General features: G+C 67.3%; 14 protein-coding genes and 2 pseudogenes. 7 read left to right on the forward strand and 9 right to left on the reverse strand.

The features are described from left to right. Positions 1–137: 137 nt before the first annotated feature. Positions 138–674, forward strand: a complete 537-nt coding sequence (locus tag ACFZDJ_RS51515) for an SMI1/KNR4 family protein (RefSeq protein WP_390941633.1) — start codon at positions 138–140, stop codon at positions 672–674. A 49-nt stretch (positions 675–723) separates the two neighbouring features. Here ACFZDJ_RS51515 and ACFZDJ_RS51520 read toward each other — a convergent pair whose 3' ends face one another. The 4 genes and pseudogenes from ACFZDJ_RS51520 to ACFZDJ_RS51535 form a co-directional block, all read right to left on the reverse strand. Beyond that, complete coding sequence (locus tag ACFZDJ_RS51520; RefSeq protein ID WP_391069961.1) at positions 724–945, reverse strand: hypothetical protein; 222 nt, start codon at positions 943–945, stop codon at positions 724–726. Further along, positions 945–1,154: a hypothetical protein gene (locus ACFZDJ_RS51525; RefSeq protein ID WP_391069963.1), complete on the reverse strand. Its 210-nt coding sequence runs from the start codon at positions 1,152–1,154 to the stop codon at positions 945–947. The genes ACFZDJ_RS51520 and ACFZDJ_RS51525 overlap by 1 nt, the downstream gene beginning before the upstream one ends. A gap of 551 nt (positions 1,155–1,705) precedes the next feature. Next, a pseudogene (locus ACFZDJ_RS51530) lies at positions 1,706–2,441 on the reverse strand (glutamate synthase-related protein); the annotation flags it as partial. Positions 2,442–2,674: 233 nt separating this feature from the next. Next, on the reverse strand, positions 2,675–3,019 hold the full coding sequence (locus ACFZDJ_RS51535) for a hypothetical protein (RefSeq protein ID WP_391069965.1): 345 nt from the start codon (positions 3,017–3,019) through the stop codon (positions 2,675–2,677). Between the two features lie 455 nt (positions 3,020–3,474). On the opposite strand from ACFZDJ_RS51535, the gene ACFZDJ_RS51540 reads away from it, so the two are divergent. Together ACFZDJ_RS51540 and ACFZDJ_RS51545 are read left to right on the forward strand one after the other, a co-directional pair. Beyond that, positions 3,475–4,215 (forward strand): SDR family NAD(P)-dependent oxidoreductase, encoded by a 741-nt coding sequence (locus tag ACFZDJ_RS51540; RefSeq protein ID WP_391069967.1) that lies wholly within the window; start codon positions 3,475–3,477, stop codon positions 4,213–4,215. A 13-nt stretch (positions 4,216–4,228) separates the two neighbouring features. Next, positions 4,229–5,224: an RNA polymerase subunit sigma-70 gene (locus tag ACFZDJ_RS51545; protein WP_390941621.1), complete on the forward strand. Its 996-nt coding sequence runs from the start codon at positions 4,229–4,231 to the stop codon at positions 5,222–5,224. Positions 5,225–5,305: 81 nt separating this feature from the next. Here ACFZDJ_RS51545 and ACFZDJ_RS51550 read toward each other — a convergent pair whose 3' ends face one another. The 4 genes and pseudogenes from ACFZDJ_RS51550 to ACFZDJ_RS51565 form a co-directional block, all read right to left on the reverse strand. Beyond that, a complete protein-coding gene (locus tag ACFZDJ_RS51550; protein WP_390941619.1) occupies positions 5,306–5,446 on the reverse strand; it encodes a hypothetical protein in 141 nt (46 codons plus the stop codon). Positions 5,447–6,067: 621 nt separating this feature from the next. After that, positions 6,068–6,753, reverse strand: a pseudogene (locus ACFZDJ_RS51555) (transposase). Between the two features lie 45 nt (positions 6,754–6,798). Then, a complete protein-coding gene (locus ACFZDJ_RS51560; protein ID WP_391069969.1) occupies positions 6,799–7,242 on the reverse strand; it encodes an SMI1/KNR4 family protein in 444 nt (147 codons plus the stop codon). Positions 7,243–7,430: 188 nt separating this feature from the next. Then, complete coding sequence (locus ACFZDJ_RS51565) at positions 7,431–8,270, reverse strand: IS5 family transposase (protein ID WP_391069970.1); 840 nt, start codon at positions 8,268–8,270, stop codon at positions 7,431–7,433. 263 nt (positions 8,271–8,533) lie between these two features. Here ACFZDJ_RS51565 and ACFZDJ_RS51570 point away from each other — a divergent pair. The 3 genes from ACFZDJ_RS51570 to ACFZDJ_RS51580 all read left to right on the forward strand — a co-directional run bounded on the left by ACFZDJ_RS51570 (position 8,534) and on the right by ACFZDJ_RS51580 (position 10,318). Continuing rightward, positions 8,534–9,426 (forward strand): IS5 family transposase gene (locus ACFZDJ_RS51570; protein ID WP_391069972.1). Its coding sequence is split into 2 segments (ribosomal slippage): positions 8,534–8,888 and positions 8,888–9,426, totalling 894 coding nucleotides; the frame shifts between segments, so codons are not numbered across the junction. 162 nt (positions 9,427–9,588) lie between these two features. Next, a complete protein-coding gene (locus ACFZDJ_RS51575; RefSeq protein ID WP_391069974.1) occupies positions 9,589–9,951 on the forward strand; it encodes a hypothetical protein in 363 nt (120 codons plus the stop codon). Between the two features lie 28 nt (positions 9,952–9,979). Further along, positions 9,980–10,318, forward strand: a complete 339-nt coding sequence (locus ACFZDJ_RS51580) for a hypothetical protein (protein ID WP_391069976.1) — start codon at positions 9,980–9,982, stop codon at positions 10,316–10,318. Positions 10,319–10,380: 62 nt separating this feature from the next. On the opposite strand, the gene ACFZDJ_RS51585 is transcribed toward ACFZDJ_RS51580, so the two are convergent. Further along, positions 10,381–11,274, reverse strand: a complete 894-nt coding sequence (locus ACFZDJ_RS51585; protein ID WP_391069978.1) for a LysR substrate-binding domain-containing protein — start codon at positions 11,272–11,274, stop codon at positions 10,381–10,383. 122 nt (positions 11,275–11,396) lie between these two features. Between ACFZDJ_RS51585 and ACFZDJ_RS51590 the strand changes: the two genes are divergently transcribed. Beyond that, positions 11,397–12,575 carry an aminotransferase class V-fold PLP-dependent enzyme gene (locus ACFZDJ_RS51590; RefSeq protein ID WP_391069980.1) on the forward strand — a complete coding sequence of 393 codons (1,179 nt, stop codon included), beginning with the start codon at positions 11,397–11,399 and terminating at the stop codon, positions 12,573–12,575. Positions 12,576–12,601: the final 26 nt, after the last annotated feature.

Raw genomic sequence — 12,601 nt, forward strand, 5'->3', positions numbered from 1 at the left:
GCCGGAAAGTCTGGTATCGGACCCGTGGATTCCTACCGAGAACCCTTCAGCTTTCCCGAACTCACGGGGCTCGATGGGGTTGAGGGACATCGGAGCGAAGACCGATGCTAAAAGATTGTTGTATGTGGGTTCAGCGAGTGATCGAACTGACCGGGTGGGAGCCGCTCGGGATCTCCGTCGACTGGGCGGCGATCGAGGGAGAGCTGGGTGTTCCGCTGCCGGCGGACTACAAGGAGCTCTACGAGGTGTTCGGCGGCGGCGTCTTCAGTGATTCCGTCTACTTTCTGGGGCGCGGTGAGGGCCTCGCGTTCGACTTCCTGACACAGTGGCGGGTCTCCCTGTCGGTCGACCAGGACAGCAAGCTTGGAAACGTCTCCGCCGTCGAGCCCTATGCGATCTACGCGCCGGGCAGCAAGGGTCTGGTTGAGTGGGGCTCCACCGAATGGGCCGACGAGTACTTCTGGCTGATCGATGCCGAGCGGCCGGGCGATTACCCCGTCCTCGCGCGGTCCAATGACGTCGGCGCATGGCACCGGTACGACATGTCCGCCTCGGAGTTCCTCTACCGCGTCCTTGCCGATGCCGATTTTCAACCTTTCGGGATCGCGCAATACGACCTCGGCACAACGTTCAAGCCCGGCTCCGGCGACCCCTTCGACGGCCAGCCACTCTGACGAGAGGCTGGCTGTCCCACGTTCGTGGACACGACAGTGCCGTCGTTTCTCATCGAGATGCGTGGGCCAGGTGATCACCAACTGCCCCCGGAACCGGTCGCCAAACGCTGTTCCTAGAGATCAACGAAGCCAGCTCGCCGATCTCGGGGTCGACGGAGATGGCGTCCAGGGCGCGGTCCAGGGCGTGGATCTGGTGTTCGTCGGTGAGGTTCTCCAGCTGCTTCGCCGCGGAGTCGCTGAAGGCGATCTGAGCGCGACGTCGTCCTGTCATCAGGCGACGGCCGGGCGCTGGGCGGCGAGGCGGGCGAGGTAGGCCCCGCGCAGTTCCTCCCACGGCGTGCATTCCTCGACCGCCGGCAGTCCGTTGGCCGCGATGTCCTCGGGCGCACTGGCAAGCCGCCGTACAGCACCGGCGATCAAGGCGGTGGATGAAAGCGGTGCCGTGGCGGAGGAGGTCGAGGACGGGAGCGGCCCAGCCATCGATCGACGAGATCCTGCCCCACGGCGGCTTCGGCGCCCGGTATGCCGAGGGTCACGTGCCCACCTGGATCTGACCCCGCCCCGGGGCTGGAACCGCCCCTGAGGACTCCGCCAGGGCCCTTGTCCAGAGGGTCCCGGCACCACCGGGGGGCCCCCGGCTACTTGCCGCGCGAGCGCCGTCCGAAGACCGCCTGGCGCAGCGTCGGATGCTGCTGGCGCAGGTCGGTACGGCAGGAGGGGCAGTGCCGGCCGTCCGCGGCGGGGCGAATTCAGGGTCGTAGCCGAGCGGGCCGGTGATCGGCCCTCTGCACCGCTCGCACGGTGTGGCCTCGGGTTCCGGGTCAGGTTCTGGAGCCCAGCGTTCCCTCTCCGCCACCCACTCCTGCTGCCGTCGCTGCTCTGCTTCCTCAAGCGGCGGATGTGGACGGGGTCAAGCCGCCCGGGACTGCTGTTCGTGCTGTCGGCGTGCCGCATGGTGAGTGGTGTGCTGCCGGACGCCGGGAATCAACCGCAGGCGATGGAGGAAGCACGTCTGCTCGCCGCGAGACTCATCATGCGTTGAAGCGGTCAGGATCGGCGGCCTTCCAGTCCGCTGCCCAGGACTCGGGCGGCTCGATCAGCAACTGCCCGGGGGCCAGCCAGTCGTAGAGCTCCGCGTAGGACTGGACGGTGACCGGGTCCACCCGCCGGTGCAGCATGTTCGGGCGTAGTTCGGCGGGTTCACTCACGCCCAGCGAGGCGATGATCTGTTGCGCGCTTTTCACCGTGGCGGACTGGAAGCGGTGGACCCGTGCCGACTTGTCGTCGACGTTCAATGCGCGTGCGCGGTGCGGGTCCTGTGTGGCGACCCCGACGGGGCAGGCGTTGGTGTGGCAGCTCTGCGCCTGGATGCATCCGATGGCGAACATCATGGCGCGTGCCGAATTGGTGAAGTCGGCGCCTTGCACTATGCGCTTGACGATGTCGGCTCCCGTGGCCACCTTGCCGCTGGCACCGATCCTGATCCGCTCCCACAGGCCGACGCCGACCAGGGCGTTGTGGACGGCGATGAGTCCCTCGGTGAGTGGACTGCCGAGGTGGTCGGCAAACTCCAGCGGAGCCGCTCCGGTGCCGCCCTCCGCTCCGTCCACGATGATGAACCTTCTCTCCGGGCAGCACTCCTCCGATGCCGGGCTTGGCACCCTGAGAGGGCTTGAGGGACACGCATTTCACGTTGTCGTGAGCGGCCTTTTCGGCGAACCGTGCGCGGTCGAAACCTCCGTGCGCGGTGCGGCAGCCGAAGTATCCGGCCGAGTCGCGCAAGTAGCCGCCGCCGGCGGACCGTTCGAGATCGTGGAACGTGAGGTGCCACAGCCGGGCCCCGTGCGGGCGCGCTGCGGTCCCTGGGCGGCGCCAAGGTCGTCCTGGCCACCACCGACAGCTCCGACGCCATCGCAGCGACCGTGGACGGACTGTCGCACCGCGGCTCCGTCGATGTAGTGGTGCGCGCCGAGCTGCTTGGCGAGGTCGGCCATCCTTGCTCAACGTCTCGGCGATGACCTTCGGTTCGCTGTCCGCCAACGCCATCCTCGCCTCAGCGCGCCCGCTCCTAGTCCAGCGATCGAGACGGCGACGAGGTACAGCCACAGGGAGGGGTGGACCAGCAAGAGTGCCACCGGCGCGAGGCCGGCGGGGAAGACGATGGCACCGGTGACGAGCATCCTGGCCAGGTTGAGCCGCCACAGGATCAGCAGTCCCGCAGCCGACCAGCCGAACATCAGGAAAGGTGCCAAGCCTGCCACGAACGGCGAGGAGACTCCCAGCTTGGTGTGCAGGATGACAGCGCCCATCGCCGTGACCAGTTCCAGGAAGCGCGCGGAGTACACCGGCCGGATCAACCGGATCGGGACCGGGCCCGTGTTCTGGTCCCCGTCCTACTTCGCGGGGTCCTGCAGCGGCGCACCGCTGAGCATCGGCAAGGACTCCATCGACAACCAGAGGCGCCCAGCCTGACCGTCACCCCGCAGACGCAGAGAACTCCGGCGCTTCGCGCCTCCAGACCCGAGGATCGCATTCCCGCCCGGCCTGACGGCCGGGATTCCCTGCGAAGAACAAGGGATGGACAGGGTTTCGCTCTGTCCGTTGTCCACGGCATCACACGCTGACCGGGCATGTGGGCCCACGCAGACGGAAGCAGCATTGCCGAAGCTCCGCAGCCGAACGGGCCCACGTCTCCGTTGCAGCACGGGTGACCGCACGCAGTTTCGGGGTCGGCGACGGATTTTCCCGCGCCGGCTGGTCTAGATATAGACCGAACCCGACCACCATTTCGGAGTGTCTGATGCCCCTTCCCTTCCAGACTGCCGTCGTCACGGGTGCCAGCCGTGGCTTCGGGCGCGCGCTCTCCGCCGCGCTCGTCGCCACAGGCACCAACGTCATCGGCATCGCCCGCGAGAAGTCGGAGCTGCGCGCCGTACGGGACGAACTCGGCGAGGGCTTCACATCCTTCGCTGCCGATGCCACCGACGAAGCGCTCACGCAGGGGGTGATCCGCGAACACCGACCCAGTCTGCTCGTCCTCAACGCCGGGGTCACGCCGCACATGGCGCCCTTGCACGAGCAGACCTGGGAGACCTTCAGCCGCAACTGGCGCGTCGACACCCGGCACGTCTTCACCTGGATACGGGCGGCGCTGCTGGAGCCGCTGGCGCCGGGCAGTGTGGTCGTCGCGATGTCCAGCGGCGCGGCCCTGGCCGGATCCCCGCTCAGCGGTGGGTACGCCAGCGCCAAAGCAGCCATCCGGTACATCAGCGGATACGCGGCCGACGAGTCGAAACGGGCCGGGCTGGACATTCGCTTCGTCACGCTGCTTCCGCAGCTCACCCCAGCCACCGACCTCGGCTCCGTCGGAGTCGAGGGCTACGCCGCACGTCAGGGCGTCGACCGGGAAGCCTTCGTCGAAGGCCTGCAGCCGATCCTCACCCCGGACCAGGTCGCCAAGGCCGTCATCGACGTGGCAACGGACGCTGCCAGCAGTCTGGAGTATCGGGTGAGCAGCGCCGGACTGCACCCGATCAGCTGAGCCGCCCCCTACATTGGCCCTCACCGCACCGTCGAAAGAAGCCGCGATGACCTCGGACTCCGAGTTCTCCGCCCTGACCGAACCGTTCCGGCCGGAACTACTCGCGCACTGCTACCGGATCCTCGGCTCAATTCATGATGCCGAGGACCTGGTACAGGAGACCTACCTGCGAGCGTGGCGCGCGTTCGGCCGGTTCGAGGGCCGCTCCTCGGTCCGGCGGTGGCTGTACAAGATCGCCACTATGGCCTGCCTGACGGCGTTGGAAACGCGCTCCCGGCGGCCACTTCCGTCGGGCCTGGGCGCGCCCTCGGACGACCACCAGGTGCTCGTGGCTGCCCGCGAGCCGTCCGTGGCATGGCTCCAGCCCGCGCCCGACGCGCTGTTCGGAGCCGACGACCCGGCCGCGGTCGTGGCCAGGAGGACTGCAGTGCGACTCGCCTTGATCGCCGCACTGCAGTTCCTGCCCGCCCGACAGCGGGCCGTGCTGACGTTGCGCGACGTACTGGCGTTCCGGACAGCCGAGGTCGCTGAAATGCTCGATATGACGACTGCGGCTGTCGACAGCGCGCTGCGCCGTGCCCGGGCCCGCCTGGCCGAGGCCGGACCGGTCGAGGACGATTTGGCCGAGCCGGATACGGAAGCCCAGCAAGCCCTCCTCGACGGCTACGTCGAGGCGTTCACTCGGCCCGACCCTGACACGCTGGTGAAATTGTTGCGAGCCGACGTCGAGTTCGAAATGCCGCCGATCCCGACCTGGTTCACCGGCCGACGGGCCGTCGCCGGGTTCCTGGCCGACCAAGTCCTCCGCAAGGACCTATGGCGGATGGTTCCCACCCGCGCCAACGGCCAGCCCGCCCTCGTCGTCTACAAACGCGCGGGCGAGGACCGATATGAGGCGTACGGCGTCCAGGTCCTCGCCCTGATCGGCGCCCGTATCAGCCGTATCACGGCGTTCAACGATCCGAGTCTGGTGCCGACCTTCGGTCTCGTGCCCGCCCTCACGAACTGAACCCAGGCGCTACCCTTCGCTGCGGATGGTCGGCAACAGCCTCGGAAACGGGGGTAGTAGTGCCACCCGCACAGCGGTCCGTCAGTCCGGGTCGGTGGTGCCGGAGACGGCGCGGGACCGGTTGCGTGCCCAGCGCTTGAGGTCGCCGACACGGTAGAGGAGTCCGGCCGGGCAGCTTGTCTGCCCGGCGACGCGCGCGGCCCCGGCATCGCGCGAGGACACCCGAGGCACCCGTTCCCCTCGCCCGCCACCCGGCCAGCCTGCCCCACCCCCCAACCACTTCTCTTCTTCCTACTGTGGGGCGCTGTCCAGGATGTTGTTCAGGCTGTCACCCCCCTGGACCTTCGTGACGTACTCGACCGCAGCGGCCTCGGTCGGGGTGCCTTTCTTGGACACGTAGTCCTCGAACTGCTGCGTGGTGGTCAGCGCCTCACGCCCACCGGCCTGCCACTTCGCCCACAGCCATCCACCGCCTTGAGCGAGACCTTGAATACCGCCGCGACGCCCTTGCGGTCCCGGCCCTCCACCAGCGCGGCCACCGCCCGTAGCCGCAACGCTTCCTGCGCCGACGGCGACGACTGCCGTGCGTCCCCCACCAGTTCCCCCACGCAGCATTCAACGACTCAGAACGCTTACCGTTTCGGATCAATATTCTGAAACAAGAGGAACTCGAAGAGATCTCCCGTCAGCAAGTTGACGAGCTATTCATGGCACACGTGGTTTTGTTTACGGGCACACAGTTCGAGGGATATTTCGTTGTGAATTCAACCTTGCCTAAGGGTTGTCCCGCAATCGATCTTGTAGGTGTGCCAGGGCGTACCGATTACTGGGGCGGTGGTCCGGCTATCCGGCTTGGAGCAGGTTGTGGAGGCGGGCGATGCCAAGCATGGCGTGGTGCACGCCTTCGCCCTTGAGCCGGCAGTCGCGCAGGATCTTCCAGGTCTTCATTCGGGCGAGGACGTGCTCGACCCAAGCCCGGACTTGTTTGTGAGAGCGGTTGTGATCCTGCTTCCACTCGCACAGTTCGCCGCCGGCCGGGCGGCGGTGCGGGATTACGAGTCCGGTGCCCTGATAGCCGCCGTCGGCGATCGTCGTGGTCCTTCCTACGGTTTGCTTGGCCCCGGATTCGGCCCACGCCTTGCAGTCGTTGCGGTTGCCGGGCACTGGCCGTCCGACCGTGACGACCAAGCGGATGTCGGCGTCGATGACGACCTGGTGGTTCGTCGAGTAGCGGTAGTTCTTGGACTGCTCGGCGATGGTGTGATCGCGAGTCGGCACGAGGGTGCCGTCGACGATGAGCACGGTGTCCCTCCGGAAGCGCTGCCGTTGTTTGAGGGCTAGCTGTGGCCCGGTGTGGTCGATGATGCGGTCGGCGCTGGACTTTGAGACGCCGAACAGGGGCGCCCTGGACGAGTTCGTTCGACTCCTTCCCGTCGCAGGCTGGTGATCAGCTTGCGGAAGTCGCGCGGGCTCAACCCGGTGAACGGGGCTATCCAGGACGGTTCCGACGCCGTGATCACACCACCCACGCCAAGATCATCTCATCGTGAGCGATTGGGTCGTAAGGCGTGGCGCTACAGCTTGATCTGCCCTGTCAGCCACCATTCAAGGTACTTGGCCAGGCTCGGTGCCACCCAGGTGCGGCTGTCGTCCTCATGGTTCCAGACGAAGACATCGGGCCGGTCGATCCTGGACAGGAGCGCGAACAGGTCTCCGTTTCCCGCGTCCGCGAAGAAGAGCAGCGGACCGAACGGCATGTAGAGGGTGGCGAGCTCAGCGTCCTCGCGAAGGCTCTGGTTCTCAGAGGCGATTCGCCCGGCAAACCAGATGAGTCCGTCTCCGTACTCGCCCTCAACGCCGTTGCTCTCGCGGAGGAGAGCAGCGAGGTCCGCAGGCAGTGGATGGCCGAGGATCGCGGTGCAGCGGATCAGCGACGACTCCGATGCAGGGGGCTGGAAGAGGGCCGTGCCAGGCAGGGCCGCAACGACTTCGGTCCACACAGTCGATGCGACCTCCATGAGCCTGGTCTGGACGGAGTCGGCGTACAGCCCCGTCGGCGCAGGCCGCGGGGGCTGCGCCTCGACCAGCGTGACTGATCAACGAGCGAACAGTACGGTCCCGGCCGAGCCGGCCACTCACCGCCCTCGGCAATGCGCGACAGCCCTGAAAGAACGTTTTGTCCCGGCGAGGTTGTTTGGTTCGAGGTTCAGGTGTCGCGCCAGTTCAGGGTGGATTCGCGAGTGAGTCTGCGGCTTATGAGGTCGATCATCGCGACGTGGATTATGGCTTCGGAGCGGTGGGGGTGGGTTTCGTAGTCACGGGCCAGTCGGCGGTGATGCATCAGCCAGCCGAAGGTCCGCTCGACGACCCAGCGTCGCGGGATCACCTTGAATCCTTTGACGCCGGGGTCGCGTTGGACGACTTCCACGTCGATGCCGAGGCGGGCGCCGTGGTCCATGGCTTTGGTGCGGTAGCCGGTGTCGGCCCATGCTTTGGTCGCGCGGGGGTGAGCGGCGGCGATGCGGGACATCAGGTGCATGCCGCCGACGTTGTCGGAGACGCTCGCCGCGGTGACCCAGACGGCCAGGAGCAGGCCGAGGGTGTCGACCCCGATATGGCGCTTGCGGCCTGCGATTTTCTTGCCGGCGTCGATGCCCTGGCCGGCCGCGGGCACGTTCGCTGAGGTCTTCACGCTCTGCGCGTCCAGCACGCAGGCGGTTGGCTCGCCGTCGCGGCCTTCGGCTTCCCGGACCAGGCGCCGCAGGAGGCCGTTGAGTTGGTCGAAGATGCCTTCTTTTTGCCAGGCGGCGAAGTAGCCGCAGACCGTTTCCCACGGCGGGAAGTCGTGGGGCAGGTAACGCCAGGCAATGCCGGTGCGGTCGACGTAGAGGATGGCGTCCATGAGGCGGCGCAGGTCATGCTCAGGCGGGCGACCGATGTCGAGACCCTTGCCTCTGCGCTCGCCCCGCCACGTGGTGAGCGTGGGCTCGATCAGTTCCCAGCGCGCATCGGAGAGGTCGCTGGGATACGGGCGCTGTCGCGTCATGTTTCGGTAGTACCGTCGAGCAGGCCGCCTCCCCAGGGCGCAAACGAGGTCAACCGGGGGCGCGTTGGGATCAGACAGGAGCAGAAGCAACGAAACGGTTCGCCGAACGACGACACGAATCCCTTGCCCCGCATTAGGCACGTCTGCCCCGAGAGCCCCATACCGGCTCGGTCTGCGAATCGACGCCAAACAACCCCGGCGGGATAAAACGCTCTTTTAGGGCGCGTTTGAGATGTTGATCAAGGTCGTGAAACGATCTTCAGATGTCTCGTGGCGATCTGACGGATACACAGTGGGAGCGGCTGGAGCCGCTGTTGCCGCCGATACCGAAGATGGGTCGGCCTCCGAGGGATCGACGGCAGGTCTTCGACGGGATCTGGTGGCGGGCCCGGACCGGCTCGCCCTGGCGGGACGTGCCCGAACGGTACGGACCGTGGGAGACCGCATACACGGTTTTCCGTCGGTGGCAGATCGATGGGACCTGGCCCCGCATTTTGAAGAAGTTGCAGGCCAAAGCGGACGCCGACGGGATTATCGAGTGGGAGGTCTCCGTCGACTCCACGGTCTGCCGGGCCCACCAGCACGCCGCCGGGGCCCGCAAAAGGGTGCTGACGATACGGGCCGGACGCGTTCGGATGGTCTGGCGGCCGAGCCGGACAACCACGGCCTCGGTCGCTCTCGCGGTGGCCTGACCACCAAGATTCACCCGGCCGTGGATGCCTCGTTCCACGTCCTCGCGGCTGTCATCACGGCAGGCCAGAGAGGTGACGCGCCCGTCTTCGAGCAGGTCATGGACAAGATCCGCATCCCCCGTCCCGGCGGCGGACGTCCGCGCACCCGACCGGACCATGTGCTCGCCGACCGCGCCTACTCCTCCCGCCAGATCCGCGCCTACCTGCGCAGACGGCAGATCCCGCACACCGTCCCGGAGAAGCGCGACCAGGCCGGACACCGGCTCCGCCGAGGCTCGGCCGGTGGCCGCCCGCCCGGCTTCGACCGCGAGACGTACAAGCGCAGGCACAAGGTCGAGTGTCGGATCGGCCTTCTGAAGCAGGCGAGGGGCGTCGCGACCAGGTATGACTGTGATGATGTTGCGGTGCCGCCTTGGGCGGTGGTCTGGCCCGCGATACGACTGGCCTTGCTGCCTTGCGTTTGATCTGCCGACTGCTGTCTGAGGCGGTGCCTGCTGCCACCGTAGTCGGCCAGTTCTTCCTCGACTCCGCCATCCGAGCCACGCCCAAGGGCGACAAGGGCGAAGGCCAGGCGTCGGCCTCGTGGAAGTTCACCCACCCCGCCTGGGCCGGCCCCGTCAAACGCGGTGACGCTGCCCACGCCGCCCGTGCGCTGCGACAACGCTCTGCCCGGCACGTCCAAGATCGGCTGTGTCATGCCGAACATCCCGGAGATGGTGTACGCGAAGAACGGGCCGTACCCGGAGCTGGCCAAACATATTGAGTACGCGCAGAACACGAAGAACCTGCCCGGCAAGCACAGCACCCAGCGCTACCTCACCCGGCTGACGAACCAGACCAAGATCACCCAGAATCGCAAAAAGGCCTGCCCGTCCAGCCGTCGCCTGATCAACGCAACGCGGAACGAGGACGGTGGCCGGGCCCTGAAAAACTTCTACGGGTATAACCGCATCATTGAGAAGGACAAGTTCCTCGTCTGGATCAAGTAGCCGCCAACCGGGGGTAGAGGACTGCAATATGAGCGATGAGGTTGAACGGGACAGCCAGCACGTCCCGGTCGAGTACCACCATTTCGACATCAGCGACGAGGACGGACCCACCGGCCTCGACCTGGACCGCACTCACAACGGACTCGTCAGGACCGCTGACGGCGTCACCATCGTCAGCACGGGGATCCACACCGGCTACGTCGACGTCACCGTCTCGCTCCACGAGGCCGAACCGTCACCCGACGACGGCAACTGGCAGGAGATCGTCGAGATCTCGGCCCACTCCGCGGCCGGGACACCGCCGTCGACCTCGCACCCGACGAAGTCACCGAGTGGACCGCCGGGCGTCAGGGTGTTTCACGAGTGACCGCCTATGAAACACCAGGGGGTGCGCCCAGGGGCTCGTGTCGGGTCGAGGTCATGCGGCGGTTACCCGGTGCGGGCGGGCAGTTCGCCGATCGCGTGGCGGATCGCGGTGAGGAAGGTCTGGATCAGGGGGTGCTCCCCGGCTCCGGCACGTACGGTCGCGAGTACGGTGCGCGTGTGGCTGGCGGAGCCGTCGAGGATGACGCCGGGGGCGCGGTCGAACCACAGCATGTCGGGCAGGAAGGCCACCGCGTGGCCCTGCTCGACCAGCCGTGCGTGGACCAGCATGTCCGCGGACACGTAAGCGACGTCGGGCTCGAACCCGGCGGCGTGACAGACGGCCGTCGCCCATGCCCGGGCGGGCGTGCCGGCGGGTTCCATCACCCAGGGGCGCTCGGCCAGATCAGCGAGCGACACCACGGGTGCGGGGGTTGCCAGCCGCATGGCGTCCTCGCACAGCAGGTAGTGCTCGAACTCGGAGGCGCGGGCCGGTGGCGCGTGCCCGGGGAACGTCTCGTCGATCACGAGGTCGAAGTCCCGGGTAAGCAGACCGGGCAGCGAGGTGTGGGGCTCGGCCTGGCTGGCCTCCACCCTTGTCCGGGGATGGTTCTCCCGTAGCCAGGTCAATGCGACGGGCATCAGTGCGAGCATCGCGGTCTGGAAGGCCGCCACCCTGATCGTCCCGGACACCTCCCGCAACGAGGCCGCGATCTCCGCCTCGGCGCGCTCCAGCTCCCGCAGCGCCTTCTCCGTGCGGGCGACGAGGATCTCCGCCTGCGGTGTCAGCCGGACCCCCCGGCCCTCCCGCTCCAGCAGCCGAGCGCCGACTTCTGACTCCAGCAGCGTCAGTTGCTGGGAGACAGCCGAGGGACTGTAGGACATGGCCGAGGCGACAGCAGCCAGCGTGCCGCGGTACTTCAGCTCCCGCAGCACCGCCAGGCGGCGCAGGTTGTACACGCCCCTCACTCCATTCATCAGATTCTGTGACCTGTTTCCTCCAGAAACATTCACTTTACTGAAGAGAGGTGCTTTGGGACTGTGAAGGCAGAGCAGCACCGCACAGATGGGAAATAAAGGGCATGGACATCGAAGCGCTCCGCCAGGACACCCCGGGCACCGCGAACCGGATTCACCTCAACAACGCGGGCGCGGGCCTACTGTCGCGTCAGACGCTCAAGGCCGTGACCTCCCATCTGGAGCTGGAGGCCGCGATCGGCGGCTACGAGGCCGCGGGCCAGGAACGGGACCGCATTGATGCCGTCTACAAACGCATCGCCCGACTGGTGGGTGGGCAGGCGGACGAGATCGCGCTGTTCGACAACTCCACCCACGCCTGGAATGCCGTGTTCTACTCCATGACGTTCAAGCCGGGCGACCGCATCCTCACAGGCCGGGCTGAGTACGGCAGCAGCGTTCTGGCCTACCTGCAGATAGCCCAGCGCACCGGAGCCGAGGTCGTCGTCGTCCCCAACGACGAGTCCGGCCGGCTCGACACCGCCGCCCTGGCGAACCTGATCGACGACCGCATCAAGCTGGTGGGCATCGCCCACGTCCCCACCAGCGGCGGCTTGGTCAACCCGGCCGCCGAGATCGGACGCATCACCCGCGCCGCCGGCGTTCCCTTCCTCCTCGACGCCACCCAGTCCGTCGGCCAGTTCCCCGTCGACGTCGCCGAGCTCTGCTGCGACATGCTCACCGCCACCGGCCGCAAGTTCCTGCGCGGCCCGCGCGGCACGGGCTTCCTGTGGGTGCGCCCCGAGGCACTGGCATACCTGGAGCCGCACGTGACCGAGATTGCCGCGGCCACCTGGGACGGCAAGCGCAGTTTCACCTGGCACGACGGCGCGCAGCGTTTCGAGACATGGGAGGTCAGCTACGCCAACGTCCTGGGTCTGAGCGCCGCCGTCCAGCAGGCCCTGGACCTCGGCATGGACGAGATCGGCCGACACACCCTCGCCCTCGGCGCCTATCTGCGCGACCGGCTGGACGCCGTGCCCGGCATCACCACCTACGACCTCGGCCGGCAGCGGTGCGCGATCGTCACCTGCAAGGTCGACAACATGGCCACGGCCGATGTCGCGGCCGCCCTGGCCGGGCACGGCATCAACGTCAGCACCACCGACCCGGTGCAGACCCAGTTCGACACCGAGGACCGGGACGTCCACCCGCTGGTACGGCTCTCGCCGCACTACTACAACACCGAGGCCGAGATCGACCGCTCCGTCGAGGTCCTCGCCGAACTCGCTGCGGCCCGCTAGTGCCGTGACCGCATTGGTTCGCCGGG

The organism is Streptomyces sp. NPDC007896 (assembly GCF_042959425.1).
Classification (GTDB): Bacteria; Actinomycetota; Actinomycetes; order Streptomycetales; family Streptomycetaceae; genus Streptomyces.